General features: G+C 69.4%; 21 protein-coding genes, 1 pseudogene and 1 riboswitch. Of the genes and pseudogenes, 14 read left to right on the forward strand and 8 right to left on the reverse strand.

The genetic code is table 11. The annotated features are described in order from the left end of the window. The first annotated feature begins 125 nt into the window (after positions 1-125). The 7 genes from CFB35_RS19340 to CFB35_RS19370 all read left to right on the forward strand — a co-directional run bounded on the left by CFB35_RS19340 (position 126) and on the right by CFB35_RS19370 (position 9,318). Positions 126-1,802, forward strand: coding sequence for a methyl-accepting chemotaxis protein (locus tag CFB35_RS19340; RefSeq protein WP_059573752.1), 1,677 nt, complete (start codon positions 126-128; stop codon positions 1,800-1,802). Then, positions 1,799-2,311: a chemotaxis protein CheW gene (locus CFB35_RS19345; protein ID WP_059573753.1), complete on the forward strand. Its 513-nt coding sequence runs from the start codon at positions 1,799-1,801 to the stop codon at positions 2,309-2,311. Before CFB35_RS19340 ends, CFB35_RS19345 begins: the two co-directional genes overlap by 4 nt. Then, the gene (locus tag CFB35_RS19350; RefSeq protein WP_059573754.1) at positions 2,308-3,723 is read left to right on the forward strand and encodes a protein-glutamate O-methyltransferase CheR; all 1,416 of its coding nucleotides are present in this window, start codon (positions 2,308-2,310) and stop codon (positions 3,721-3,723) included. Before CFB35_RS19345 ends, CFB35_RS19350 begins: the two co-directional genes overlap by 4 nt. Before the next feature lie 46 nt (positions 3,724-3,769). Beyond that, positions 3,770-4,486: a chemotaxis protein CheW gene (locus CFB35_RS19355; RefSeq protein ID WP_059573755.1), complete on the forward strand. Its 717-nt coding sequence runs from the start codon at positions 3,770-3,772 to the stop codon at positions 4,484-4,486. Further along, a complete protein-coding gene (locus CFB35_RS19360) occupies positions 4,483-6,792 on the forward strand; it encodes a hybrid sensor histidine kinase/response regulator (protein ID WP_059573756.1) in 2,310 nt (769 codons plus the stop codon). The genes CFB35_RS19355 and CFB35_RS19360 overlap by 4 nt, the downstream gene beginning before the upstream one ends. Beyond that, a complete protein-coding gene (locus tag CFB35_RS19365; RefSeq protein ID WP_059573757.1) occupies positions 6,789-7,808 on the forward strand; it encodes a chemotaxis response regulator protein-glutamate methylesterase in 1,020 nt (339 codons plus the stop codon). Before CFB35_RS19360 ends, CFB35_RS19365 begins: the two co-directional genes overlap by 4 nt. An 82-nt stretch (positions 7,809-7,890) precedes the next feature. Then, positions 7,891-7,996: riboswitch (Fluoride riboswitch) on the forward strand. An 80-nt stretch (positions 7,997-8,076) separates the two neighbouring features. Next, a complete protein-coding gene (locus tag CFB35_RS19370; RefSeq protein WP_059573758.1) occupies positions 8,077-9,318 on the forward strand; it encodes a voltage-gated chloride channel family protein in 1,242 nt (413 codons plus the stop codon). Between the two features lie 96 nt (positions 9,319-9,414). On the opposite strand, the gene CFB35_RS19375 is transcribed toward CFB35_RS19370, so the two are convergent. Beyond that, positions 9,415-10,128 (reverse strand): riboflavin synthase, encoded by a 714-nt coding sequence (locus CFB35_RS19375; protein WP_059573759.1) that lies wholly within the window; start codon positions 10,126-10,128, stop codon positions 9,415-9,417. Positions 10,129-10,333: 205 nt separating this feature from the next. Next, positions 10,334-12,196, reverse strand: a complete 1,863-nt coding sequence (locus CFB35_RS19380) for an ABC transporter ATP-binding protein (RefSeq protein ID WP_059573760.1) — start codon at positions 12,194-12,196, stop codon at positions 10,334-10,336. A 485-nt stretch (positions 12,197-12,681) separates the two neighbouring features. Here CFB35_RS19380 and CFB35_RS19390 point away from each other — a divergent pair, with 485 nt between their 5' ends. Then, on the forward strand, positions 12,682-13,563 hold the full coding sequence (locus CFB35_RS19390) for a Dyp-type peroxidase (protein ID WP_059573761.1): 882 nt from the start codon (positions 12,682-12,684) through the stop codon (positions 13,561-13,563). A 120-nt stretch (positions 13,564-13,683) separates the two neighbouring features. Here CFB35_RS19390 and CFB35_RS19395 read toward each other — a convergent pair whose 3' ends face one another. Beyond that, complete coding sequence (locus CFB35_RS19395) at positions 13,684-14,085, reverse strand: OsmC family protein (protein ID WP_089465446.1); 402 nt, start codon at positions 14,083-14,085, stop codon at positions 13,684-13,686. Positions 14,086-14,292: 207 nt separating this feature from the next. After that, positions 14,293-14,374 (reverse strand): annotated as a pseudogene (locus CFB35_RS35690) (LysR family transcriptional regulator); the annotation flags it as partial. A 471-nt stretch (positions 14,375-14,845) separates the two neighbouring features. Here CFB35_RS35690 and CFB35_RS19405 point away from each other — a divergent pair. The 6 genes from CFB35_RS19405 to CFB35_RS19435 all read left to right on the forward strand — a co-directional run bounded on the left by CFB35_RS19405 (position 14,846) and on the right by CFB35_RS19435 (position 20,873). After that, the gene (locus CFB35_RS19405) at positions 14,846-15,910 is read left to right on the forward strand and encodes a helix-turn-helix domain-containing protein (RefSeq protein ID WP_059573763.1); all 1,065 of its coding nucleotides are present in this window, start codon (positions 14,846-14,848) and stop codon (positions 15,908-15,910) included. Then, positions 15,859-17,175 (forward strand): Nramp family divalent metal transporter, encoded by a 1,317-nt coding sequence (locus tag CFB35_RS19410; RefSeq protein ID WP_059573764.1) that lies wholly within the window; start codon positions 15,859-15,861, stop codon positions 17,173-17,175. The genes CFB35_RS19405 and CFB35_RS19410 overlap by 52 nt, the downstream gene beginning before the upstream one ends. A gap of 80 nt (positions 17,176-17,255) precedes the next feature. Beyond that, positions 17,256-17,846: a phosphatase PAP2 family protein gene (locus CFB35_RS19415; RefSeq protein WP_059573765.1), complete on the forward strand. Its 591-nt coding sequence runs from the start codon at positions 17,256-17,258 to the stop codon at positions 17,844-17,846. Between the two features lie 475 nt (positions 17,847-18,321). Further along, positions 18,322-19,110 (forward strand): SDR family oxidoreductase, encoded by a 789-nt coding sequence (locus CFB35_RS19425; protein ID WP_059573766.1) that lies wholly within the window; start codon positions 18,322-18,324, stop codon positions 19,108-19,110. A gap of 37 nt (positions 19,111-19,147) precedes the next feature. Beyond that, a complete protein-coding gene (locus tag CFB35_RS19430) occupies positions 19,148-20,164 on the forward strand; it encodes an NADP-dependent oxidoreductase (protein ID WP_059573779.1) in 1,017 nt (338 codons plus the stop codon). Between the two features lie 196 nt (positions 20,165-20,360). After that, a complete protein-coding gene (locus CFB35_RS19435; RefSeq protein WP_059573767.1) occupies positions 20,361-20,873 on the forward strand; it encodes a hypothetical protein in 513 nt (170 codons plus the stop codon). Between the two features lie 46 nt (positions 20,874-20,919). Here the strand turns inward: CFB35_RS19435 and CFB35_RS19440 are convergent, their stop codons facing one another. The 4 genes from CFB35_RS19440 to CFB35_RS19455 form a co-directional block, all read right to left on the reverse strand. Then, entirely contained in the window at positions 20,920-21,972 is a 1,053-nt protein-coding gene (locus tag CFB35_RS19440; RefSeq protein ID WP_059573768.1) for an AI-2E family transporter, read from the reverse strand. Positions 21,973-22,216: 244 nt separating this feature from the next. Then, positions 22,217-22,801 (reverse strand): YSC84-related protein, encoded by a 585-nt coding sequence (locus CFB35_RS19445; RefSeq protein ID WP_089465447.1) that lies wholly within the window; start codon positions 22,799-22,801, stop codon positions 22,217-22,219. 64 nt (positions 22,802-22,865) lie between these two features. Further along, positions 22,866-23,252: a YqjD family protein gene (locus CFB35_RS19450; protein ID WP_059573770.1), complete on the reverse strand. Its 387-nt coding sequence runs from the start codon at positions 23,250-23,252 to the stop codon at positions 22,866-22,868. A 287-nt stretch (positions 23,253-23,539) separates the two neighbouring features. Next, positions 23,540-25,411 (reverse strand): ExeM/NucH family extracellular endonuclease, encoded by a 1,872-nt coding sequence (locus CFB35_RS19455; protein WP_059573771.1) that lies wholly within the window; start codon positions 25,409-25,411, stop codon positions 23,540-23,542. Positions 25,412-25,479 lie beyond the last annotated feature (68 nt).

The following is a 25,479-nucleotide window of genomic DNA, read 5'->3' on the forward strand; positions in this document are numbered from 1 at the left end:
CGCGGCCTGCCGCGGCCTGCCGCCGCCGCGCCGCCCGAGAGACCTCGATGCGCTCGTGGCGCGCCATTCGGCGCGTACGCGGGCGCGGTTTTTTCAACGCTGAATTTAGAAAGCCCATAACGAACATGGCCACCGTGACGCCCCGCGCGACCAATGAAAGCCTGCATCCGACGATCGGCGCCGCCCGGCTGACGCTCGGCAATCGCATCCTGCTCAGCTTCGGCGTGCTTTTCGTGCTGATGCTGGTGACGGCCGGCGTGTCGTACGAGCGACTGCGTGCGATCAACGCCGAAGCCGTCAGCATCGAGCGCGACTCGCTGCCCGGCGTCTACCTCGCGTCGACGCTGCGCGGCGCGGTCAACGAATCGTTCACGCTGCTGCAGCGCGCGATCTTCGTCGAAACCGATCCCGACGCCGCGCAGCGCGATCTCGCGAAGATCGCCGACGCGCTGAAGGAGGTCGAGTCGCTGACGGTGGACTACCAGAACACGACGTTTCGCGACGACGACCGGCAGCGCTTCACGGCGTTCCGCGGCGCCTACGATCACTACGTGCCGTTGCTGAACGAAGCGGTGCAGAAGGGCCGCGCGTCGCGCGAAGACGCGGTCGCCGCGTACGCGAAAACGCTGCCCGCGTGGACCGAGGTCGTGCGCAACGCGAACGTGCTGGTGCAGGAGAACCGCAAGTTCGCCGAGCAGTCCGCGAAGCTGATCCGCGAATCCGTGCAGGACACCGAGATCGTGCTGGCGACCGCGCTGGCGTTCATGCTGCTGTCCGCGCTCGGGCTCGGCTACATGCTGTACCGGTCGGTCACCGTGCCGATGGCGCGGCTCGTCGAGGTGCATGACGTGATGCGCACCGGCAACCTGACACATCGCCTCGACCTGCGCCGCCGCGACGAGTTCGGCACGCTCGAGACGGGCTTCAACCGGATGGCCGACGAGCTGACCGAGCTGGTGTCGCGCGCGCAGCAATCGTCGCTGCAGGTGACGACGTCGGTGGCCGAGATCGCGGCCACCTCGCGCGAGCAGCAGGCGACCGCGAACGAAACGGCCGCGACGACGACCGAGATCGGCGCGACCTCGCGCGAGATCTTCGCGACGTCGCGCGACCTGCTGCGCACGATGAACGAGGTGGCCGGCGTGGCCGAGCAGTCGGCGACGCTCGCGGGCGTGAGCCAGAGCGGGCTCACGCGGATGGGCGAGACGATGCGCAGCGTGATGGACGCGGCCGGCTCGGTGAACGCGAAGCTCGCGATCCTCAACGAGAAGGCGCTGAACATCAACCAGGTGGTCGCGACGATCACCAAGGTGGCCGACCAGACCAACCTGCTGTCGCTGAACGCGGCGATCGAGGCCGAGAAAGCCGGCGAGTACGGCCGCGGCTTCGCGGTCGTCGCGACCGAGATCCGCCGCCTCGCCGACCAGACGGCGGTGGCGACCTACGACATCGAGCAGACGGTGAAGGAAATCCAGTCGGCCGTGTCGGCGGGCGTGATGGGGATGGACAAGTTCTCCGAGGAAGTCCGCCGCGGGATGCTCGACGTGCAGCAGGTCGGCGGGCAGTTGTCGCAGATCATCGCCGAGGTGCAGACGCTCGCGCCGCGCTTCCAGATGGTCAACGAAGGCATGCAGACGCAGGCGAACGGCGCCGAGCAGATCACGCAGGCGCTGTCGCAACTGTCGGAGGCCGCGCAGCAGACGGCCGAATCGCTGCGCCAGTCGTCGCAGGCGATCGACGACCTGACGCTCGTCGCGAACCAGTTGCGCACCAGCGTGTCGCGCTTCAAGGTCGACGCGTGACGCGCGCCGATCCGCAGAACGGCGCGCGCGCGCTGTTCCTGATGTTCGAGCTCGACGGCGAGCGTTATGCGCTCGACGCGGCCGGCATCGACAAGGTGCTGCCGCTCGCCGTCATGAAGGCGATGCCCGGCGCGCCCGACTGGATCGCCGGGCTGCTGATGCGCGACGGCCAGCCGGTGCCGGTGATCGACGTGCCGATGCTGGCGCTCGGGCGGCGCGCGCAGGCGCTGCGCTCGACGCGGCTCGTGCTGGTCCGCTATCGCGCCGGTCACGCTGACGGCGAGCGCACGATCGGCCTGATCGTCGAGCGTGCGACGCAGACGATGCGGATCGACCGCGCGGCGTTTCGCGCGAGCGGCATCGCGACCGCGCGCACGCGCTGGCTCGGGCGGGTCGCGAACACGCCCGACGGCGTCGTGCAGCAGGTGTCGGTGCCCGACCTGATCGACGACGTTGCGCGCCTGTATCTGTTCGACGGCCTGTCGGGCCACGGGGAGGAGTCTGCATGAACGTGTCCGAATCGCGATTTCGCGGCTGGTTGCTGCGCGAGACCGGCATCGACCCCGATTCGCTCGGCAACGATTTCCTGATGCGGGCGTTGACCGATCGCGTGCATGCATTGCAGGCCGACGGCGAGCGCGTGCCGTCGGCTGCGCGGGCGCCCGTGACGCCGGAAGCGCTCGATGCGTACTGGCAGCAGCTCAACGCGTCGGCCGACGAACGGCGCGCGCTGATCGAGCTGTTCGTCGTTCCGGAGACGTGGTTCTTCCGCGACCGCGAGGCCTTCGCGACGCTCGCGCGGCTGGCCGCCGAACGGCTCGCCGCAATGCCCGGCCGCGTGATCCGCGTGCTGAGCGCGCCGTGTTCGACGGGCGAGGAGCCGTATTCAGCGGCGATGGCGTTGCTGGATGCGGGGCTCGAGCCGGCCAGCTTCGCGATCGACGCGATCGACCTCAGCGCGCGCGCGATCGAGCAGGCGCGGCTCGGCTGTTACGGGCGCAATGCATTCCGCGGGACGGCGACGGAGTTCCGTACGCGGTATTTCACGCCGACCCGCGACGGCTGGCTGCTCGACGAGCGCGTGCGCGCGTGCGTGCAGTTCAGCCACGCGAACCTCGTCGAGCCGGTGGCCGATACCGGCATTCGCTACGACTTCGTGTTCTGCCGCAACGTGCTGATCTATTTCGACCGCGACGCGCAGGATCGCGTGATCCGCTCGCTCGACGCGCGCCTCGCCGACGACGGCATGCTGTTCGTCGGGCCGGCGGAGACGGGCGTCGCGATGCGGCACGGGATGCGCTCGGCGCGCGTCCCGCTGGCGTTCGCGTTTCATCGCGAGCTGGCCGGCGCGGCGGCCGATGCATGCGCGGCGCGGCCGGTTGCGCCGCTGTCCGCGGCGGTACCGCACCAGCGCGCGGAGCGCTTCACGGTCGCCCCGCTCGCCGCGCCGCGCCCGGTGGTGGCCGTCGCGCCCCCGGCCTGGTTCGGCGACGTGCGTCAGCCGTTCGTGGCGGCGCCGGCCGTGGAGACGGCCGCAGTCGACGCACGGGCCGACCTGACGGTGGCGACCGCCGCGGCGGCCGTACCGGCCTACGACGGCATTGCGCCGGCAATTGACGATGTCCCGACGCTGGAGGATGCGCAGGCGCTGGCGAACGCGGGCGCGTTCGACGAGGCCGAGCGCGTGCTCGCGCAGTTCTCGGCGCGCGTCGGCCCGCATGCCGATGCGTTCTACCTGAACGGGTTGATCGCGGATGCGCGCGGGCGCGCCGCGGAAGCGAGCGACTTCTACCGGAAGGCGCTGTACCTGCGCCCCACGCATCACGAGGCGCTGACGCATCTCGCGACGCTGCTCGACGTCGGCGGCGATCGCGCGGGCGCGCAATGGCTGCTCGAACGCGCCCGGCGTTCGGCCGGCTGACACGACGACGGGAATGGGACCGACACCGCGATGACCGGAGGAATGCATGAACCGCGACGCCGCTGCCACTGACGATGCGACGCTCGACGTCGACGACTGCTGGAACCGGATCGGCACGCGCGGCGACCGCTCGTGCGAACGGCTGAACGACTGCCAGCGCTGTCTGAACTGCCCGGTCTATGCGTCGAACGCGGCGAGACTGCTCGAGCGTCCGCTCGACGTGGCCGAGATGGCGGACGTCACGCGCCGGATGAGCGCGTTCGGCACGGCGCGCGCGGGCGACGCCGCCGGCGACGCGCGCCATGCGGCGCTCGCGTTCCGGGTGGCCGACGAATGGCTCGCGCTGCCGATCGGCGTGCTGCGCGAGATCGCCGGCACGCGCCCGATCCATTCGCTGCCGCATCGACGCCATTCCGCCGTGCGCGGTGTGGTCAACATCCGCGGCACGCTGCGTATCGCGATCTCGATCGGCGCGCTGCTCGGCCTCGATGCCGGCAAGGCCGGCCGCGGCGGGAGCGGTGGTGGCGACGGCCGTTTCACGCGGCTGCTGGTGGCCGCGCACCAGGGCGAACCGGTCGTGTTTCCGGTGGACGAAGTCGAGGGCGTGCTGCGCTTCGGCGCGTCCGACTGGGTGCCGGTGCCCGCGACGGTCGGGCGAGCGAGCGCCGGCCTGTCGCGCGGCGTGCTGTCGTGGCGCGGCAAGTCGGTGGGGCTGCTCGACGACGACCGTCTGTTCGACGCCGTGACACGGAGCATGCGATGAGCGGCGACGACGACCTGAGCCACCTGTCGCTGCTCGAGCTGTATCGCGAGGAGACGCGCACGCAGACGCAGGCGCTGTCGGAGCGGCTGCTCGCGCTCGAATCGGGCGAGCCCGATTCCGTCGCGCTCGAAGCGTGCATGCGCGCCGCGCATTCGCTGAAGGGCGCCGCCCGCATCGTCGGCGTGCCGATGGGCGTCGAGATCGCGGGGCGGATGGAAGAGTGCTTCGTCGCCGCGCAGGCCGGCACGATCGCGCTGACGGCCACGCACGTCGACGTGCTGCTGGCCGGCGTCGATTTGCTGGTGCGCGTCGGCGATCCGCAGGGGCACCCCGTGTCGCAGACCGAGATCGACGTGTTCGCGGCGGCGCTGACGGGCGCCGACGGCGCGCAGACGATGCAGGCGCCGGCCGCCGCGCCGCCGCCCGCGCCGCCGTCGTTCGTGCCGTATCGCGAGCACGACGGCGCCGCGAACGAGCCGGTCGGGGCCGGTGCCGCGGTGCCGCCGCTCGCCGTGTCGGGCCCGGCGCCCGATCCGGCCCAGGCCGGCCGCGTGGTGGGCGCCGGCGCGATGCGCCGCGTGCGCGCCGATACGCTGAACCGGCTGCTGAGCCTGTCCGGCGAATCGCTGGTCGAATCGCGCTGGCTCAAGCCGTTCGCCGAATCGATGCTGCGCGTGAAGCGCGCGCAGCGCGACGCGGCCCGTTCGCTCGACCTGATGGTCGAGCAGTTCGCCGACGATCTCGACGCCGGCATGCTCGCGTCGATGAACGAAGTTCGGCACATGCTCAACGACCTGCAGCGCTCGCTCGCCGAGCGCATGGACGAATTCGACCGCTTCGAGCGGCGCAGCACGCATATCGCCGAGCAGCTTTACGACGAGGCGTTGCAATGCCGGATGCGGCCGTTCGGCGACGCGACGCGTGCGTATCCGCGCATCGTGCGCGATCTCGCGCGCTCGCTCGGCAAGCAGGTGCGTTTCTCGATCGTCGGCGAAGGCACGCAGGTCGATCGCGACATCCTCGACCTGCTCGACGCGCCGCTCGGCCACCTGCTGCGCAACGCGATCGACCACGGCGTCGATTCGCCCGAAGCGCGGCACGCGCGCGGCAAGCCGGCCGAGGCGAGCGTCACGCTCGAGGCGCGCCACAGCGCCGGCTCGCTGCTCGTCAGCGTGATCGACGACGGGCCGGGCGTCGACATGGACGCGCTGCGCGCGGCCGTCGTGCGCCAGCGCCTGACCGACGACGAGACGGCCGCGCGGCTGTCCGATCCCGAATTGCTCGAATTCCTGCTGCTGCCGGGCTTCTCGATGCGCGACGCGGTGACCGACGTATCGGGGCGCGGCGTCGGCCTCGATGCGGTGCAGGAGATGGTGCGCGGCGTGCGCGGCGCGGTACGGATCTTCAACGAGCCGGGTGCCGGCATGCGTTTCGTGCTGCAGTTGCCGCTCACGCTGTCGGTGATCCGCAGCCTGCTCGTCGAGGTCGGCGGCGAGCCGTACGCGTTCCCGCTCGCGCACGTGCGCCGCACGCTGGAACTCGCGCACGACGACATCGACGTGCTCGAAGGGCAGCCGCATTTTCCGTTCGACGGCCGGCGCGCGGGCCTCGTCGCCGCGCACCAGTTGCTCGACGCGGGTGAACCCGACGTGGCGCGCGCCAGTACGGCCGTCGTGGTCGTCGGCGGCGAACCCGAGCTGTACGGCGTCGCGGTCGACCGCTTCCTCGGCGAACGGATGCTCGTCGTGCAGCCGCTCGACAGCCGCCTGAACAAGATCCAGAACATCGCGGCCGGCGCGCTGCTCGAGAACGGCGACCCGGTGCTGATCGTCGACGTGGAGGACCTGATCCGCTCGGTCGACAAGCTCGTGCGCGGCGGGCAGCTCGCGCGGGTCTCGCGCGATCCGCAGCTCGCGCTCGCCGACCGGCGCCGCCGCGTGCTCGTCGTCGACGATTCGCTGACGGTGCGCGAGCTCGAACGCAAGCTGCTGGAAAAGCGCGGCTACGACGTGACGGTCGCGGTCGACGGGATGGAAGGCTGGAACGCGGTGCGCAGCGATGCGTTCGATCTCGTCGTGACCGACGTCGACATGCCGCGCATGGACGGCATCGAACTCGTCACGCTGATCAAGGGCGACCCGATGCTCAAGCGCGTGCCGGTGATGATCGTGTCGTACAAGGATCGCGACGAGGATCGCCGCCGCGGGCTCGACGCCGGCGCCGATTACTACCTTGCGAAGAGCAGCTTCCACGACGAAGCGCTGCTCGATGCCGTGCACGACCTGATCGGGGACGCGCGAGAATGAACATCGGCATCGTCAACGATCTGCCGCTGGCCGTGGAGGCGCTGCGCCGCGTGATCGCGCTGCGCGCGGACCATCGCGTGCTGTGGGTCGCGACCGACGGCGACGAGGCGGTGGATTTCTGCGTCGCGCACCCGCCCGACGTCGTGCTGATGGATCTCGTGATGCCGAAGGTCGACGGCGTCGCCGCGACGCGCCGGATCATGGCGCGCGCGCCGTGCGCGATCCTGATCGTGACGGCGAGCGTCAGCGCCAATACGTCGTCGGTGTACGAGGCGATGGGCGCGGGCGCGCTCGACGCGGTCGACACGCCGACGCTCGCGCTCGGGCTGTCGACCGACGCGTCGCCGCAGGCGCTGCTCGCGAAGATCGACCAGATCGGCCGGCTGCTCGAAAGCCGCTCCGCGGCGCTCGTGCCGCCGGGGCCCGCGTCCGCGCGCGGCCAGCCGACGCTCGTCGCGATCGGCGCGTCGGCGGGCGGGCCGACCGCGCTCACCGCGCTGCTGCGCGCGCTGCCGGCCGATTTTCCGGCCGCGATCGTGATCGTCCAGCACGTCGACCAGGCATTCGCGTACGGCATGGCCGAATGGCTCGACGGCTACACGCGGCTGCCGGTGCGCGTCGCGCGGGAGGGCAGCGTGCCGGAAGCGGGCACGGTGCTGCTCGCGGCGACCAACGACCATCTGACGCTGTCGCCGCGCGGCGTGCTCGGCTATACGCGGCATCCGGCCGACACGCCGTACCGGCCGTCGATCGACGTGTTCTTCAACAGCGTCGCGGACGGCTGGCAGGGCGAGGCGCTCGGCGTGCTGCTGACCGGCATGGGGCGCGACGGCGCGCTCGGCCTGAAGGCGATGCGTGCGAAGGGCTGGTACACGATCGCGCAGGACGAGGCGACGAGCGCCGTGTACGGGATGCCGAAGGCGGCCGCGGCGATCGGCGCGGCGTCGGCGATCCTGCCGCTCGAGCAGATCGCGCCCCGGCTGATCGCGCGGATCGCGCTCGCGCCGCGCGACTGACGGCGCAGCGGGCAGGCGCCGTCGTTTCGCAGCGGCCCGGCGGCGTCTGCATTGTGTGCGTGGCGCGCCGTCGCGTACAATTGCCGCCTGCGGAGATGGCATGCCTCCCTGCGGTCGTTCCCGGCGCGTGGCGCGCGCGGTGCGGCCCTCAACCGCCGGTTTGCCCGGCTGATGATGCCTGCGTGTTCCTGGGTCGTCAGGAGGTCGCAGGCCGTCCATCCGGTATTCTGCCGCCCAGGTTTTGATGTTCCGTCGAATCTGGGAAATCATGTTTTTCACGACTTCTGCCGATTTTTTCGCGACCGTGCGCTACGTGTGCCGCTGGCTCGCGCTTTCGGCCCTGCTCGGCGCGCTCGCCGGCACGGCTTCCGCGCTGTTCCTGATCGCGCTCGACTGGGCGACCGGTACGCGCGTCGCCCATCCGTGGCTGCTGTGGGGGCTGCCGGCCGCCGGCTTCGCCACCGGCTGGATCTACCATCGATTCGGCCAGTCGGTCGCGCGCGGCAACAACCTGCTGATCGACGAGATTCACGACCCGAAGGCGCTCGTGCCGAAGCGGATGGCGCCGCTCGTGCTCGTCGCGACCGTCGTCACGCACCTGTTCGGCGGCTCGGCCGGGCGCGAGGGCACGGCCGTGCAGATGGGCGGCGCGCTTGCCGATCGCATCACGCACGTGCTCCGCCTCGATCGCGAGCATCGCCGCGTGCTGCTGATGGGCGGCATCGCGGCCGGCTTCGCGTCGGTGTTCGGCACGCCGCTCGCGGGCGCCGTGTTCGGGCTCGAGGTGCTCGCGATCGGGCGCCTGCGCTACGACGCGTTGCTGACCTGCGTCGCGTCGGCGATCGTCGCGGACGTCGTGTGCCGCGCGTGGGGCGTCCATCACACGGCCTATGCGATTCCATCCGTGCCGGCCGTCACCGTGACCGGGCTCGCCGTGACGGTCGTCGCGGGCATCGCGTTCGGCGTGGTCGGGCGGCTGTTCGCGTTTGCGACGCATGCGCTGACCGCGTGGTTTCGCCGCGTGATCCGCCATGCGCCGCTGCAGCCGGTGATCGGCGGCCTGCTGGTCGCGGTGGCCGCGACCGTGCTGAACGTGCCGCAGTATCTCGGCCTCGGCATCCCGACGATCGAGGCCGCGTTTCACGGCCCGCTGCCGCTTTACGATTTCGCGGGCAAGTTCGCGTTCACCGTCGTCACGCTTGCGTCCGGGTTCAAGGGCGGCGAGGTGACGCCGCTGTTCTACATCGGCGCGACGCTCGGCAATGCGCTCGGCCAGGTGCTGGCGCTGCCGGTACCCGTGCTCGCGGGGCTCGGCTTCGTCGCGGTGTTCGCGGGCGCCGCGAACACACCGATCGCGTCGACGATCATGGCGATCGAACTGTTCGGCGCGGATATCGGCGTGTATGCGATCGTCGCCTGTGTCGTCGCGTATCTGTTTTCCGGGCACGCGGGGATTTATCGCGCGCAGCGCGTGGCGGTGGGGAAGGGGGCGCGGGTGGAGGGGGAGTGACGGGTGGCCGCGGCCGATGTCGTTCGATCGCCGCGGCGCGATGCGATATCCCGTACCCGGTGATCCGGCGGATCACCTGGCACGCGGGCATCGCGCTTACTGCTTCGGCAGCCGCGCGACGTTACGCGCCAGCAGTTCCTCGATATCGATGCCTTTTTCCGCGAGCAGCGCGGTGACGACGCCATTCAATTCGCCGAGCGTTTCCTTGACCGACTCGCGAATCGTATCCACGACGACCTGCGTGCTGCGCTCGATCTCGATGTTGACCTTGTCGCCCACGCCCTTCGCATCGAACGTGGTCGCGCGGCGCGTTTCCGGAATCAGCCAGACGTCGAACCACCCTTCGTCGCGATTGACGTCCGACACGGTCAGGCTGCAGCCGTTGATCGCGATATAGCCCTTCGCGAACACGTAGCGCTTGAATTCGGCCGGCACGCCGATGCGGATCATCCGGTTGTGCTCGGACGACGCGATGTGCGCGATGGTCCCCGTGAAATCGACATGACCGGACAGCGGATGCCCGCCGATCTCCGCGCCGTCCTTCGCGGCCCGCTCGACGTTGACGCGCGCGCCGGTCGTAAGGTCGGCGAGCGTCGTGATCCGCAGGCTCGGCAGCATCACGTCGAAGTCGATCAGCGCCGGCGAATGGATGGTCGTCACCGTCAGGCACACGCCATCGACCGACACGCTCGCGCCGATCTCGATGTCGTCGGTGAAGCGCTCGGGGAATTCGATGCTGAACGTCCTCAGCTCGCCGTGATCCTTGATGGCGTTGATGGTGCCAACACCCTGAACAATGCCTGTAAACATGGTCTGCCTTTCGTCGCGAATTGCCTGGCCGACATGATAAGTGATCCTGGCGGCGGACGCGGCGCGCGGCCCGGTGCCGCCGCGCAAGATCCGCGAGCACGAAAAAGGCCGTGCGCTTGGCACGGCCTCGATCCGGAACCGATTGCCGACGACACGGCCCGGCGGCGATGACCGCGCTGCCGGGCCGCATCGCGACGCGCTGGCGTCAAGCCTCCACCGGTTCGCCCAGCGGCCCGGCGTCGCGATCTACCATGCGGCGCGGCGAATCGGCGAGCCCCTTCGCCAGCTCCAGCGCCTGCCGCTCGAACAGCCGGCGATAGATGCCGCCGTCGATGCGGATCAGCGCATCGTGATTGCCTTCCTCGATCACCTTGCCGCGATCGAGCACCAGCAGCCGGTCGAGCGCGCGCACGGTCGACAGCCGGTGCGCGACGACGAGCGTCGTGCGGCCGACCATCAGCCGCTCCATCGCCTGCTGGATCAGCAGCTCGCTTTCGCTGTCGAGGCTCGACGTCGCTTCGTCGAGGATCAGGATCGGCGCATCGGCGAGGAACGCGCGCGCGATCGCGACGCGCTGGCGCTCGCCGCCCGACAGCTTGATCCCGCGTTCGCCGACGAGCGTGTCGTAGCCGTCCGGCAGCGCGGCGATGAAGTCGTGCGCGCTGGCCAGCCGCGCGGCGCGCTCGATGTCGGCGCGGCTCGCGCCGGGGCGCGCATACGCGATGTTCTCCGCGAGCGTGCGGTGGAACAGCACGGGCTCCTGCTGGACGATCGCGATCTGGCTGCGCAGCGAATCCTGCCGCACCTGCGCGATGTCCTGCCCGTCGATCGTGATGCGGCCGCCCGACACGTCGTACAGGCGCTGGATCAGCTTGATGAACGTCGTCTTGCCCGACCCCGAATGGCCGACGAGGCCCACGCGTTCGCCGGGTGCGATCCGCATCGAGAAATCGTCGTACAGCGGCACCGGGTGGTTGCCGTAGCGGAACGTCACGTGCTCGAAGCGGATCTCGCCCCGATCGATGCGGATGGCCGGCGCGCCGGGGCGATCGTCGATGCCGAGCGGCTGCCGTTCGAGCGCGACGAGTTCTTCCATGTCGTTCACCGAGCGCTGCAGGTTGCGGATGTGCATGCCGACGTCGCGCAGATAGCCCTGCAGCATGAAGAACATCGTCAGCGCGAACGCGATGTCGCCGACGCTCGCCTCGTCGTTCATCCACAGACGCAGCGCGACGCCGATCATCGCGGCCTGCATCGCGACGAGCATCGCACCCTGCAGCCCGCCGTTGAACGTGCCGCGCACCCACGTGCGGCGCGTGCGCTGCCGCCATTTGCCGATCACGCGCGCGAGCCGCGCTTCCTCGCGCGTTTCCGCGCCGAACGCCTTGACGACCGCGTTGCAGCTCACGGCGTCGGCGAGCGCGCCGCCCATGCGCGTATCCCACAGATTGCCGAGCCGGGCGGCCGGCGCGACGATGCCGAGCGACACCGCGACCGTCACCGCGATGTACAGCAGCGACCCCGCGCCGACGACGAGCCCCATCACGGGCCAGTGCGTGCCGAGCAGCACGGTCGCGCCGACCAGCATCGTGACCGACGGCAGCAGCGCGATCAGCACGGTGTCGTTGAGCAGGTCGAGCGCCCAGATCCCGCGCGTGATCTTGCGTACGGTCGAGCCCGCGAAGCTGTTCGCGTGCCAGTCGGTGGAGAAGCGCTGCACGCGGTGGAACGACGCGGCGGCGATCTCGCTCATCATCTTCAGCGTGAGCGTGATGATGTTCAGGTAGACGCCCTGGCGCAGCACGGTCGCGCCGATGCCGAGCGCGGCCAGCGTGCCGAACGCGGCGAGGGCCGAATGCCACGCGGCGGCGCGGTCGGTCAGGCCGGCCGACAGCGCGTCGACGAGGCGGCCGGCGAACAGCGGCGTGAGGACGTCGGCGAGCGCGGCGAGCAGCGCGAGGCTCGCGACCGCGGCGATGCGCGCCGGCTGCTTGCGCCAGTAACGGACGGTGAAGCCGAAGACGGCCTGGAATGCGTGGCCGCCCAGATGGGAGGTTTTTCTGGTCATGTATCGTTGCCCGGCGCATCGCGCGACGGGACTTTCCGGTTCGGAGAACGTCGAAAACGCAACAGCCGGGCCGCGCGAAACACGCGGGCGGAACGAAACGGGCTGTCGGGAAAAGCGCGGCTGACGGGTTAGCGGAAAACTCGGGAGCCGGCGCGGACGGCGGGCTGGATCAGCTGCGCCGTGGGACCACGTTCGGGAAGGTTGCTGGCATTCGGAACATCTGCACCTCCCTGAAGTGAACGGTTGAAAGGACGCCGAAAAAAGACGTGTCGCGATTTTATCAGGAGTGTCGCGCGCGCCGCAACGTCTGACGAATGCGGCGTTGCGGCGTCGATACGGTTAGTATTCGGGGTTTTGGCCCCTTTTCGCGTACGTTGCGCGATGGCGGGCACGGGGCCGGCAGGCGCATCGATTACACTTGCGCGTCCGCGGCGCGCGACGATGCGGCCCGCACAGATTCACTCCGAACCATTCCCGAGGAAACGATGAGCGACGTTCAGCAAGGCATCCTGGCTCCGATCGATACGGCAGCCCGATACCTCACTTTCACGATGTCGAATGACGGCAATATCGCGGCGGCGCTGGCCGCGCTGCGCGAGATCGCCGACGGACGCGACACGGTCGTCGGCTTCGGGCACGCGCTGGCTGCCTATCTCGGGCACCCGGTGCCGGGACTCACCGAGTACCCCGCGTTCTCCGTGAACGACCGCACGCTGCCGATCACGCCGGCCGACGTGTGGGTGTGGCTGCGCTCGGACGACCGCGGCGAGATCGTGCTGCGCGCGCGGGCGATCGAACGCGCGCTGGCGCCGGCGTTCGTGCTGCAGGACGCCGTCGACGGCTTCCGCTATTCGAACGATCGCGACCTGTCCGGCTACGAGGACGGCACCGAGAATCCGGAAGGCGATGACGCGGTGGCCGCGGCGATCGTGACGGGGCAGGGCGCGGGGCTCGACGGCTCGAGCTTCGTCGCGGTGCAGCAGTGGGTGCACGACTTCGACCAGATGGAGCGCATCCCGTCGGGCGAGATGGACGACATCATCGGGCGCCGCCGTTCGGACAACGAGGAACTCGACGACGCGCCCGAATTCGCGCACGTGAAGCGCACCGCGCAGGAAAGCTTCGCGCCCGAGGCGTTCATGCTGCGCCGTTCGTCGCCGTGGTCGGACACGCGCCGGGCGGGCCTCTACTTCGTCGCGTTCGGCTGCTCGTTCCGCGCATTCGACGTGCAGATGCGCCGGATGAGCGGCGCGGAAGACGGGATCGTCGATGGCCTGTTCCGCTTCACGCGGCCGCTGACGGGCGCGTATTTCTGGTGCCCGCCGATGAAGGACGGCAAGCTGGATCTGTCCGCGCTCGGACTGTAAGCGTCGGGCGGGATCGACGAACGGGCGGGTCGCGCTGGATGCGCGGCCCGCCCGTTCCGTTTTTCAAGCGTTCGAGCGCCGTGCGTGAGTGCCTGCGGCGTGCGTCGGTGCGTCAGTGCGTCAGTTCAACGTCGTCTCGATCCGCGTGCCGCGCTTGATGAACTGCGTCACGGGGGTTTTCTCGCAGATCTCCGCGAGACGCTGGCGTTGCGCGTCGTCGAGCGGGCCGTCGAGCGTCACGACGCGGCGCACGTACTGCACGCCTTCGCGATCGGCATGCAGCTCGGTGCGCACCGCGATGCGCGCGGCCGGCCACGTCTTGCGCTGCATGTACATGCGCAGCGTCGCGGCCGTGCATTGCGCGAGCCCGGCCAGGACGAACTCGTACGGCGCCGGCCCGCGATCCTGGCCGCCTTCGCGCGGTGCCTCGTCGCCGGTCAGCGCATGCGTGCCGGCCTGCAACTGGACGACGTAGTCGGGTGCGTCGGCATCGGGGACGGCGGCGGCGTGGATGAGCGACATGGCAAGTCTCCGGTAAGCGGATCGAGGAAAGAAGGCGCCGTGTGGCGGCGTGCAGCCGCCAGCATACCTTCCCGGTCGAGCACGCGTGCGCAGCGCGCGATGCGTCGGCGATGCCGGCGCTGCCGCCCACGCACGCGACGATGCGTTCGCGCACCCGCTGATGCGCTCGGTCGGTGTCGCGTGACTCGTGCCAGTACGCGAGCAGCGGGAATGGATCGTCGAAATGCGCGCGCAGCGGGTTGAGCGCATGCGTGACGGCCGGTTGCGTGACGTGCGGCGCGCGGGCGGCGTGGTGAAGGACCGATCGATTCCAACGGATGCGCGGGCAACGGATGCGCCCGTCGGCGTGCGACGCGATCGCACGCGTTCGATGCACGTCGATGCCGTTCGCGCCGATACGCGAGCGTTCGCTTTGCCGATGCACGACGCCATCGGACACACTCGTCATTGAACATGGCGGCTGCAATAATCGGCCGCATCGCATACGCGTTTCAGTGTCGGCATACCAGCGGCGCGCGGCAGCCTGTAGTAATCCGCCATCATGCTGTCCCCGTCGGCCATTTCGCGCCAAAGGCGCTACCCGTTCGGCTAAGATGCCGTCGCTTCATATTTCGGGATAGCCGTCCTGTCGCACGCATTCAAACCAAATATAAGCCTGACAGTTCGACGGTATTAGAAGAAGTCGAACAAGTCGGGGGCTTGGCCAGTGAATGCAGCAGATCAGCGGTGGGTCATCATCTATTTGAGCACGGGGTTTTCGTTGGCCCAGGCCGCGCGTCTTGGCGAGGCCTTCAACCTGGCGAATCGCCTGCATGGGTACGGCGTGGATTACCAGCTCAAGTACGTATCCGAAAGCGGGGGACTGTTGCAGTCGTCGTCCGGCGTGAGAATCGCGGCCGATCCGCTCGGCGACGAACACAGCCGCCGTGCGCTCGCGTTCTTTCATCTTCATGGCGAGCGCGCGGCCGTCAACTGGGACGACGCATTGCAGCGGCGCCTGGCCGACATTCGCCAGCAGGCGCGCTGGATCGTCGACGCGATGGATCTGCCCGCGCTCGCCGCCACGCGGCGGCCGCCGGCGTCGGTCGACGGGCGGCCGGGCAGGGCCGGGCACCGCGTTACCACGACGATCGAATCGCCGGCCGGCGAGACCGACGTGTTCGCCGCCGCGCTCGACATGTTCCGCGCCGACCTCGGCGACGGCGCCGCGCAGGAAATCGCCAGCAACATGGCGCGGCCGGTCGAGCAGCGCTACGTGCAGTCGATGTGGGCGTTCCGCGAACTGAGCGCGAGCCCGTCGATCCGGATGTCCGCGCAGCGGTTGCGCGCGCAGAGCGTGAACCGCATCTCGGTCGCGGACGCCGCGCAGGCGGCCGCGATGAGCGAGCGCAATTTCCTGCGGCGCTTCAAGAAGGAAATCGGCGTGACGCCGACCGAGTTCGTCCAGCACGTGCGGCTCGAACGGGCGTGCCACATGCTGATCCATACGACGCTGCCGGCCGACAAGGTCGCGCGGCGCACCGGGTTCGGCAGCGGCGAGCGGCTCGCGAAGCTGTTTCGCCAGCGCCTGCTGATGTCGCCGACCGAATATCGCGTCGCCGAGCGGGAAAAAATCCTCGCGCACCGCGCGGCGTCGCCCGTTTCGTATGACGGGCACGCCGCCGCGTGTTGCGACGGCGACGGGGCGAATTGCGACGCGTGCGCGACCGCGCGCGGGAAAACGGGACGGATACCCGTAGAATCGTCGTGTCGCGACCTCGATTCCCGGTTTCCATGCCCTTCCTCCCCTCTACCGCCACCGCCCCTTTCTGCCCGTCGGAAGTAAAGGGCAGCATCACGATCGACGCCGCCGCGCCGCGCTGGCAGAAGCTCAGGCGTTTCTTCGGCCCCGGCTTGCTGGTCGCGATCGGCTACATGGACCCCGGCAACTGGGCGACCGATATCCAGGCCGGCTCGCAGTTCGGCTATTCGCTGCTGTGGGTCGTCGCGTTCTCGAGCATCGCGGCGATCTTCCTGCAGATGCTCGCGGCGCGGCTCGGCCTCGTCGCGGGCAAGGATCTCGCGCAGGCGAGCTACGACCGCTACGGCCGGTTCGGCCGCGTCGTGCAGTGGATGACCGCCGAAGTGTCGATCATCGCGTGCGACATCGCGGAAGTGCTCGGCTGCGCGCTCGCGTTCAAGCTGCTGCTCGGCGTGCCGCTCGCGTGGGGCGTCGTGCTGACCGCGCTCGACACCGTGATCGTGCTCGGCCTGCAGGGCAAGGGGTTCCGGCAGATCGAGGCGATCGTGCTCGGGCTGATCGCGACGATGGCGTTCTGCTTCGTCGCGCAGGTGGCGATCACGCCGCCCGACTGGCATGCGGTGGTCGGCGGGCTCGTGCCGGGCGATCCCGGCCACGACCGCAAGGATGCGATCGTGCTCGCGCTCGGCATCGTCGGCGCGACGATCATGCCGCACAACCTGTACCTGCATTCGTCGGTCGTGCAGACGCGGCACGTCGTCGGCGGCACGCGCGGCGTGATCCGCGACACGCTCGCGCTCGTGCGCATCGATACCTGCGTGTCGCTGTTCGTCGCGATGCTCGTCAACGCGGCGATCCTCGTCGTCGCGGGCGCGGCATTCCATGCGACGGGCCAGCACAACGTGACCGACATCGAACAGGCATACCGGCTGATCACGCCGATCGCGGGCGGCGCGGCCGCGCTGCTGTTCGGCATCGCGCTGCTCGCGTCGGGGCAGAGCTCGACGCTGACCGGCACGATCGCCGGCCAGGTGATCATGGACGGTTTCCTGCATACGAAGATCCCGTGCTACCAGCGCCGGCTGATCACGCGCGGGCTCGCGCTCGTGCCGGCGCTGATCGGCGTGCTGTGGCTCGGCGACGGCTCGGTCGGGCAACTGCTCGTATGGAGCCAGGTGCTGCTGAGCCTGCAGTTGCCGTTCGCGATGTGGCCGCTGATCCGCTCGGTCAGCGATCGCCGCACGATGGGCGAACACGCGATCGGCCGCGGGATGCAGGTGCTCGCGTGGGCGCTGTTCGGCGTGATCACCGGCACGAACCTGCTGTTGATTACCGGTGTCGCGGGCTGATACAGCCTGTCACAGGCTGACACAGGTGCGCTGCGCGCATGCGGTAAACTGCGGCCTTTCGATCGTCTCCGAAGTCCGTCATGTGGAGTGAAATCAGCAACATCGGCGATGCCGCGCTGACCTTGCCGATCGCATTGACCTGCGCGGCGTGGCTCGCGCTGACCGACTGGCGACTCGCCGCCCGCTGGGGCCTGCTGCTGGCCGCCGGCATGGGGCTCGTCGGTGCCACGAAGATCCTGTACGCCGGATGCGGCATCGAGCTCGCGCAGTTCGATTTCCGCGTGATCAGCGGCCACACGATGCTGTCGACGTCCGTCTGGACGGTGGCGCTGTCGATGCTGTGGCAAGCGTTCCGGCCGGGCAAGGCGCCGGGCATCGCGGCCGGGCTGGCCGTCGGCGTGCTCACGGCCGTCGCGCGCGTGTTCGATCACTCGCATACCGTGCCGGAAGTCGCCGTCGGCTGGATGCTCGGCGCGCTGGTCGCGCTGGTGTTCCTGCGCGGCTACGACGGCGCGCGGCAGCGCACGTTCTCGCCGCGCGTCGCGGCGGTCTGCCTGTTGCTCGTGTCGGGTATCGCGTACGGGCACCGTGCGCCGTTCCAGCAGATGATCGACACGCATTCGCCGCAGCTCTGCGCGTTCGTGCGCGCGCCGTCGGGCGACGGCTTCTGACTTTCGGGCCACGGCGGGCGCTTCGGCGCCGCTTTCTTGCCGCCGGCGTTCGTCCGGCGCTTTCCGGCGGAGGGCACGATGCCTCGCCGCCGGTTCATCTTCCCGATTGCGTTCTCCTTGATGCGCAACCCAACGCCCGTCATGCCGATAATCGACTGGCACGGCTCGTGCGCGCGTCCGGCCGCGCCCGCCGCTTCGCGCATCGGCGCGGCGACGCGCCAGCCATGCACGGCGCTTATGACCGGGCATCACGAATATTCATTTCATCGATCGGCCGCGTTCGCGTACGCTGGCTGTCGTACCGGGCCGGTCCGGCGTGCGTCGCGCTTATCTCGATATACTCGCGCAAACGTGCGGTGCGCCGTCATGCCGGCGTACCGGTAACCGACGCACGTCGGCCGGCGGCGGCCCGGCAGGCACGAAAACCCCGTCGCGGCAGCGTTCCGCGACGACGATTCACGACAGGAGCAGGCCCATGACAATCGTTTCCCCGCGCCTCGCCGGCAAGTGCGCATACATCACGGGCGCTGCGGGCGGCCTCGGCCGCGCGATCGCGCGCCGGATGGTCGAGCACGGCGCGCGCGTGTTCGTCACCGACATCGCGGAAGCGGTGGTGCTCGATGCGTTCGCGCAGGAACTCAACGCGGGCCATGAGACGCCGGTCGCGTTCGCCGCGACCCAGGACGTGCGCGACGAAGCGCGCTGGCAGGCGCTGCTCACGCAGGCGGTCGATGCGATGGGCGGGCTGTCGGTGCTGGTCAACAACGCGGGCGTCGGCTCGATCGGCTCGCCCGCGCAAATCGAGCTGGACGAATGGCGGCGCGTGATGGCGATCAACGTCGAGAGCATCGTGCTCGGCTGCAAGCATGCGCTGTCGTATCTGGCCGAGAGCCACCCGGCGTCGATCATCAACATCTCGTCGGTCGCCGCGTTCAAGGTCGAACCGGATTTCACCGCGTACAACGCGTCGAAGGCGGCGGTCGCGTCGCTGACGAAATCGGTCGCGATCGACTGCGCGCGCCGCGAGATCGACGTGCGCTGCAATTCGATTCACCCGGCGTTCATCCGCACGGGAATCGTCGAGCCGCTGTTCCAGTCGCTCGGCGAACGCGACGCGACGCGCAAGCTCGCGCGCGGCATTCCGCTGCGCCGGCTCGGCGAGCCGGACGACGTCGCGCATGCGGCCGTCTATCTCGCGTCCGACGAGAGCCGCTTCGTGACGGCCGCCGAACTCGTGATCGACGGCGGCATGTGCGCGGTCTGACGCGCATCCCGAACCACAACGATTGGAGGAGAACAGCATGACGACACCCGTGAACCGCCAGCTGCTGCTGAAGACGCGCCCGGAAGGGCGGGTCGGCCGCGAACATTTTTCGCTCGTCGAGACGCCGGTGCCGGCGCTTGCCGACGGCGAGGTGCTCGTGCGCGTGCTGTATCTGTCGATGGACCCGACCAACCGCGTGTGGATGAGCGACGTGCCGCAGTACCTGCCGCCCGTCGCGATCGGCGAGGTGATGCGTGCGCTCGGTATCGGCCGCGTGGTCGCGTCGCGCAACGCGGGTTTCGCCGAAGGCGATCTCGTGCAGGGGCTCGTCGGATGGCAGGACTACGCGGTCGTGCCGGCCGGGCAGGCCGCGCAGCTCGTGAAGCTGCCCGCGCAGTCGGGCCTGCCGCTGCCGACGCTGCTCGGCGCGTGCGGGATGAGCGGGCTGACCGCGTACTACGGGCTGACCGACATCGCGCCGGTGCAGCCGGGCGAAACGCTCGTCGTGTCGGCGGCGGCCGGCTCGGTCGGCTCGATCGCGGGGCAGATCGGCAAGATTCACGGCGCGCGGGTGGTCGGCATCGCGGGCGGCGCGGACAAGTGCCGCTACCTGACCGAGACGCTCGGCTTCGACGCGGCCGTCGACTACAAGGCCGACGATTTCCGCCAGCAACTGAAGGCGGCGACGCCGGACGGCGTGCACGTGAACTTCGAGAACGTCGGCGGCGAGGTGATGCGCGCGGTGCTGTCGCGGATGGTGATCGGCGGGCGCGTCGCGCTGTGCGGCGTGATCTCGAACTACAACAGCGGCCGCGCGGCCGACGACGTCGGCGTGCTGATCTCGAAGCGGCTGACGATGCGCGGCTTCCTGATCCTCGACTACCGCAAGAGCCGCGAAGCCGTGCAGACGCTCGCGGGCTGGCTGCGCGACGGCCGGCTCAAGGCCGAGGAAACCGTGGCCGATGGGCTCGAAAACGCGCCCGACGTGCTGAACCGGCTGTTCGACGGCGACCATCGCGGCAAGCTCGTGCTGCGGGTCGACCCGGACGCGTGACGGGCGTGCAACGCCGCTCGCATCGGGCCGCGGGGCGATGTCGATTGCACTGAGTTCGATCAACCCGGCTGCAGTTTAGGACTTGTCCCATATATTGTCCCGGCCGCTCTCCCTAAAGTGATTGCCAGCAGACAGGCGGCGTGACCGACGCGTCACGCCGCCTGTTTTTCTGGTGACGCGGCAGAGGAGAGGAAACATGCGGAACAACGCGAAGCGGTCGGGATCGGCAGCGGCATCGCGCGCCGGGGGCGTACGGAGGACGGTGGTCGGGCTCGGTGTCGTACTCGCGATGTCGACTGCCATGTCGAACGCGATGGCAGCCGGGCAGCCCGCGCCGGATGGCGTCGTGCGATTCACCGGCTCGCTCGTCGATCTCTACGACGTGACGCTCGATGCCCCGGCGGGCGTGCTCGTCGACGCACGGGAGACGGCCAACGGCGAGGCAACGGCCACGCTCCGGTTCGATACGCACGGCCGGCGCCTGGCCGGTGCGCAGGTGGCGCTGGTCGGGCCCGACGGCGCGCCGTTCGCGCCGGACGGCGGCGCGGCGGTGCGCGCAACGTGGCGCGATGCGCACACCGGGCGAAGCGTGCGGCTGGCGCCGGGCCAGATTCAGCGCGTCGGCCCGTATGGCGGCGTGATGACGATTGCGGCGGATGAAGCAACGGGCGCCGTGGCGCCCGTCGTGATCCATATCGGTCATCCCTGAGCGGCGATCTCCGCCCGCATGCGGAGCACCGGCGGACGGACGCGGGTCATTCGCCGTGTTCGGCGCGTGCGTAGATGTCCCAGCTCGCCATGAACAGCGCGGCGACGAGCGGCCCGATCACGAAGCCGTTGATGCCGAACAGCGCCATTCCGCCGAGCGTCGAGATCAGCACGACCCAGTCGGGCATCTTCGTGTCCTTGCCGACGAGGATCGGGCGCAGCAGGTTGTCGACGAGGCCGATCACGCCGACGCAGAACGCGACGAGGATCACGCACTTCCAGACCGCGCCGATCATCAGGAAGTAGAGCGCGGCCGGCACCCACACGAGGCTCGCGCCGATCGCGGGCAACAGCGACAGGAATGCCATCAGCGCGCCCCACAGCACGACGCCCTCGATCCCGAGGATCCAGAAGATCAGGCCGCCGAGCGCGCCCTGCACGAGCGCGACCGCGATGTTGCCCTTCACGGTCGCGCGCACGACGGTCGTGAATTTCGCGAGCAGCAGGTTCTTGTGCTCTTCGTCGAGCGGCAGCGCGCGCCGCACGCGGCGGCCGATCTCGCCGCCGTCGCGTAGCAGGAAGAACACCATGTACAGCATCACGCCGAAGCTCACGACGAACTGGAACGTGTTCTGACCGATGCTGAGCGCCTGGGTGGCCGCGAACTGGCTGATCTGCGCGGCGCCGTCGGTCAGCTTCTTCTGGATGCCCGGGATGTTGGTCAGCCCGTATTTCTGCAGCAGGTTCTGGATCGACGTCGGCAGTGCGTGAATGATGTCGTGGAAGTACTGCGAATAGTTCGGCTGGGCGTCCTTGAGCTCCTGGTACACGTACGCGATTTCCTGCACGAGCGTGGCCGTGACGAACACGAGCGGCAGGATCACGATCAGGATGATCAGCGACATCGTGACGAGCGCGGCCAGATTGCGGCGCTTGCCGAAGCGCGCGGCCAGCCAGCGCTGCACGGGCTGGAACAGGATCGCGAGAATGGTGCCCCAGAAGACGGCGCCGGAGAACGGCGCGAGGATCCAGCAGAGTCCGACGGTAACCGCGAACAGCAGGAAATAGAAGAATTTTTGGTGATCGTGTCCGCTATCCATGGGTGCATTCGCGCAGATTGATGCGTGGTTTGATTGAATCTCGTTGCCCCGCGCGCGATCGGTTCGCGAACGTCACGGGTTCGCGGAGCAACGCGCCGCGGCCATCCGCGGGGCGGCCCATGCGGAGTATGCCCGCAAAGGTGCCGCCATCATAGCCGCTGCGTGACGCACATGCGAAAACGCCGCGGCCGGGGCCGCGGCGCTGCCGGGAAGCGAACGCGGCGCGAGGCCGCGTGCCGCGTCGTCAGATGTTGAGCTTGGTGACCTTCGTGCCGTTCACCGACAGGTCGCCCATCAGGCCTGCATTGGTCAGAATCAGCACTTCCACCGGGGCGGTGGCCGTGTTGGAGTCGACCGCACCGTTTGCGCCGACCTTCACGACCGCGACCGACGCGTCGGCGCCGGCCGACCAGCCGTCGGACTTGCGGAACGAGTCGAGCGCATCCTGCGTCATGAAGAGGAACACGAGCGCCTTCGACTGCGCGCCGGCCTGCAGGCCGACCGACAGCGACGACGTGTTGTAGTAGCCGACGGTGCTGCCGCCGACGCGCAGCGCGCCGTTGCCGGACTGGGCGCCGACGATGAAGCCGGCTTGCAGCACGTTCGGGAACACGAGGACGCCGCGCGCCTTCGAGACGAGGTCGCGCGAACCCGGCACCGTCGAATACAGACGCGACAGCGTCGCGTTCACGCTGGCGTCGATCGATTGACGCTTGGACGCGCTGGCCGCGGCGGTATCGGGCTTGTCGGACGTGGTCGTGCAGCCGGCGAGGGCGAGGCTGCCGAGCATCACGGCGGCAGCGGCTTTCATGGCGAGGGACTTCTGCATGGCGATTCTCCTTCGTTGTCTGATGGATGACGGGCGGGGCGGGCGGCGGTGCACGCGGCCCCGTTCAACGGCGGGAAAGGAGCAGGCCCGCGACGAAGGCGAGGCCCGCGACGACGCCGGCGGTTTGCCACGGGTTCTCGTGCACGACCTGCGACACGCGCTCGGCCGAATCGCGCAGCCGGGCGGCCGCGCTGCCCGACGCGTAGTCGAGCGCGCCGCGCGCTTCATCGAGCCGGGCTTGCACGCGCTTGCGCAGCGCGGCGATATCGCCATCGCCATCGTTTTTCAGCAGATCTTCCAGTTCATCGACCAGCCCGCGCAGATCGTCGGTCACGTCGGCATGCAGATCGCGGGCAGCCGCGCGCGTCGTGCGGCCCACGCGCCGGCCGGTGCGGCGGATATCGGACAGGCCGCGGTCCAGCTTGTGTTCGATCGAGTCGGTAAGCGCCATGGTGTTTATCCTCCTTTGATTCCAGGCCCATTTTGAAGATAAGACGAATCCCAGCAACCCATGTGATTCACTTCCTCCCATTGAGTTTCGAGACAAATTTTCAATTCGTCGGCAGGATCGCCGGGAAAGCCCGCCGCGCGGGGCCGCGCAGCGGTTGAAAAAATTTCGCGTCTCGGGATGAAGCAGCGTGTCGAGCAGCAGGTCGCAGTGAAGGTCCGGTAAATATGGCGTCGCCACGGGCCTCAGGTAAATAGTGCCATTGCAGGCTGGATGCTGATGCAAATGCACTACTCGACGCCCGAGCGGTGCGCACGATTCGTGCCTGCTGGCGGTGGCGCGGCGCCCCGGTCCAGCGCGATGTCGATGACGAGGGGATCGTGATCTGACGAGCGGTATGCATCGGGTGCGTAATAAGCCGACCGCCGTGCGGCGGTTTTGTAATCGGGCACGGGTTGCAGCGCAACCGGTTCGTCCGCGTTGATGTGCCAGAACCGTACGGCCTTCACGCGCGCGTCGAGGGGCGGCGTGGCAAGCGCATGGTCGATATTGCCGGCCTCGCCGCGAAATACGTAGCTGTACGCAGCATCGCCGACGAAGCGGGCGACGAGGTTCGTGTAGCCGCGCGCTTCGAGCGTGCGAATCGGGTCTTCCTTCGCATAACTGTTCAGATCGCCGATCAGCAGCACGCCGCCGGCCGCATTGCCCGTCGGCGAGGTGGCGAGCCAGTCGGCGAGACGCGCGGCCGCCTGCGTGCGCGCCGCATTCCAGCAACCCTGCCCGTCGGACTGGTCGAGATCGACGCCGCTCGCATGCGGGCAGTTCTTCGACTTCAGGTGATTGACCGCGACCGTGAACGTGCGTGTGCCGTTGATGCGCCGGAACGTCTGCGCGAGCGGTGGGCGGTGGCGGCGGCCGAGCGAGACGGTGGCGGCGCGCCCGATCGGCTCGACCGCGCGGCTGTCGTACAGCAGCGCGACGGCGATTGCATCGCGGCCCAGCCGCGCGGTGCCGGGGGCGACCGCGCGCCAGCCGTCGCCGAGCTGCGCGGCGAGCCGACGGATGGCGCTCGCGTCGCCGTCGCCGTTGTTCGCGATCTCCATCAGCCCGATCACGTCGGCGCGCAGCGCGCGCAACGCCGCGACGATTTTCGCTTCCTGCCGCGCGAACGCGGCGGGCGTTTTCGCGCCGCGGTTGGCCGGCGCGTCGAATCCGCCGCCGTGGCCGTCGCCGTTGAAATAGTTGAAGACGTTGAACGACACGATGCGCACGTCGGCACCGGGATGCCGGGCCGGTGCCGCGGTACGCGGGTTCGCGGCGGCCTCGAATACGGGCGCCGCGCCGGCCACCGGTTGCAGCCGCCATGTGCCGTAGCGCAGCTCGAGCACGCCTTCGACACCGCGTACCGTGTAGCCCGCGCGCAGCGTGTTGGCGGCGCTCAGTGCGGGCGGCGGATAGCGGACGACCGCCGGGTCGCGGCGGTTCGAACCGTCGTCGAGCACGATGCGGTTCAGCGCGTTGGCCGCGGCGTGCGCGGCGGCGTCGGCCGGCGGCGCGACCTGGGTCGGCGCGCGCAGCCGGCCGTTGCTCAGCACGATGCTGCCGTAGCGGCCGAGTTCGTAGGTATCGCTGACCGTCAGCGTTTGCGGCAGGCGTACGCGCATGGCTTCGTGCGCGGCGAGGACGGCGGGCGACGCGACCGGCAGCGTGAGCACTGCCGGGGTGACCGTCTGCCCGCGCGCGCAGACGGCCACGTCGCCCGACAGCGTGAGTTGCGTCCGGCCGTATTTCTTGTCGATCTTGCCGGTGATATGCACGAGATCGCCGGGCGCCACGCGCGCGTTCGGTGCGTAGACGAACAGGCCTTCCGGGACGCCCGGCCGGTGTTGGCGTTGTGCGTCGGCCTGCTGGACGAAGAAGCCGCCCAGGCCGTCGGCGCCGCCGAACGCCGCGGTGACGACCGCTTCGATCGACGCCGTTTGCCCGGCGAGCGGCGACGGGCCGCCCGCGCGCCGGATTTCGGCAATCGCCGTGGCGGCGCCGCCGCAGCCGCTGCTGACGGGCAGCGCGGCGGCGGCCGGCCGGGCGAAGAGCGCCTTGGGCGGCATGACGGACAACACCACGAACAGCGCGACGGCAAACAGGGGAAGCGGGCGTGACATGAGACGGTCCACAGGATGAAAATCCGACAGTTCGGGACCGCATCTTGAAGGCAAAATGTCGGACCGCG

The organism is Burkholderia sp. AU16482 (assembly GCF_002223285.1).
GTDB classification, from domain to species: domain Bacteria; phylum Pseudomonadota; class Gammaproteobacteria; order Burkholderiales; family Burkholderiaceae; genus Burkholderia; species Burkholderia semiarida.

Coding starts and splice junctions, on each gene's coding strand:
- CFB35_RS19415 (WP_059573765.1), top strand. CDS start 17,256: ATGTGGAGTGAAATCAGCAACATCGGCGATGCCGCGCTGACCTTGCCG.
- CFB35_RS19445 (WP_089465447.1), bottom strand. CDS start 22,801: ATGCAGAAGTCCCTCGCCATGAAAGCCGCTGCCGCCGTGATGCTCGGC.
- CFB35_RS19365 (WP_059573757.1), top strand. CDS start 6,789: ATGAACATCGGCATCGTCAACGATCTGCCGCTGGCCGTGGAGGCGCTG.
- CFB35_RS19430 (WP_059573779.1), top strand. CDS start 19,148: ATGACGACACCCGTGAACCGCCAGCTGCTGCTGAAGACGCGCCCGGAA.
- CFB35_RS19360 (WP_059573756.1), top strand. CDS start 4,483: ATGAGCGGCGACGACGACCTGAGCCACCTGTCGCTGCTCGAGCTGTAT.
- CFB35_RS19370 (WP_059573758.1), top strand. CDS start 8,077: ATGTTTTTCACGACTTCTGCCGATTTTTTCGCGACCGTGCGCTACGTG.
- CFB35_RS19410 (WP_059573764.1), top strand. CDS start 15,859: ATGCCCTTCCTCCCCTCTACCGCCACCGCCCCTTTCTGCCCGTCGGAA.
- CFB35_RS19425 (WP_059573766.1), top strand. CDS start 18,322: ATGACAATCGTTTCCCCGCGCCTCGCCGGCAAGTGCGCATACATCACG.
- CFB35_RS19450 (WP_059573770.1), bottom strand. CDS start 23,252: ATGGCGCTTACCGACTCGATCGAACACAAGCTGGACCGCGGCCTGTCC.
- CFB35_RS19395 (WP_089465446.1), bottom strand. CDS start 14,085: ATGTCGCTCATCCACGCCGCCGCCGTCCCCGATGCCGACGCACCCGAC.
- CFB35_RS19435 (WP_059573767.1), top strand. CDS start 20,361: ATGCGGAACAACGCGAAGCGGTCGGGATCGGCAGCGGCATCGCGCGCC.
- CFB35_RS19390 (WP_059573761.1), top strand. CDS start 12,682: ATGAGCGACGTTCAGCAAGGCATCCTGGCTCCGATCGATACGGCAGCC.
- CFB35_RS19375 (WP_059573759.1), bottom strand. CDS start 10,128: ATGTTTACAGGCATTGTTCAGGGTGTTGGCACCATCAACGCCATCAAG.
- CFB35_RS19380 (WP_059573760.1), bottom strand. CDS start 12,196: ATGACCAGAAAAACCTCCCATCTGGGCGGCCACGCATTCCAGGCCGTC.
- CFB35_RS19455 (WP_059573771.1), bottom strand. CDS start 25,411: ATGTCACGCCCGCTTCCCCTGTTTGCCGTCGCGCTGTTCGTGGTGTTG.
- CFB35_RS19340 (WP_059573752.1), top strand. CDS start 126: ATGGCCACCGTGACGCCCCGCGCGACCAATGAAAGCCTGCATCCGACG.
- CFB35_RS19350 (WP_059573754.1), top strand. CDS start 2,308: ATGAACGTGTCCGAATCGCGATTTCGCGGCTGGTTGCTGCGCGAGACC.
- CFB35_RS19440 (WP_059573768.1), bottom strand. CDS start 21,972: ATGGATAGCGGACACGATCACCAAAAATTCTTCTATTTCCTGCTGTTC.
- CFB35_RS19355 (WP_059573755.1), top strand. CDS start 3,770: ATGAACCGCGACGCCGCTGCCACTGACGATGCGACGCTCGACGTCGAC.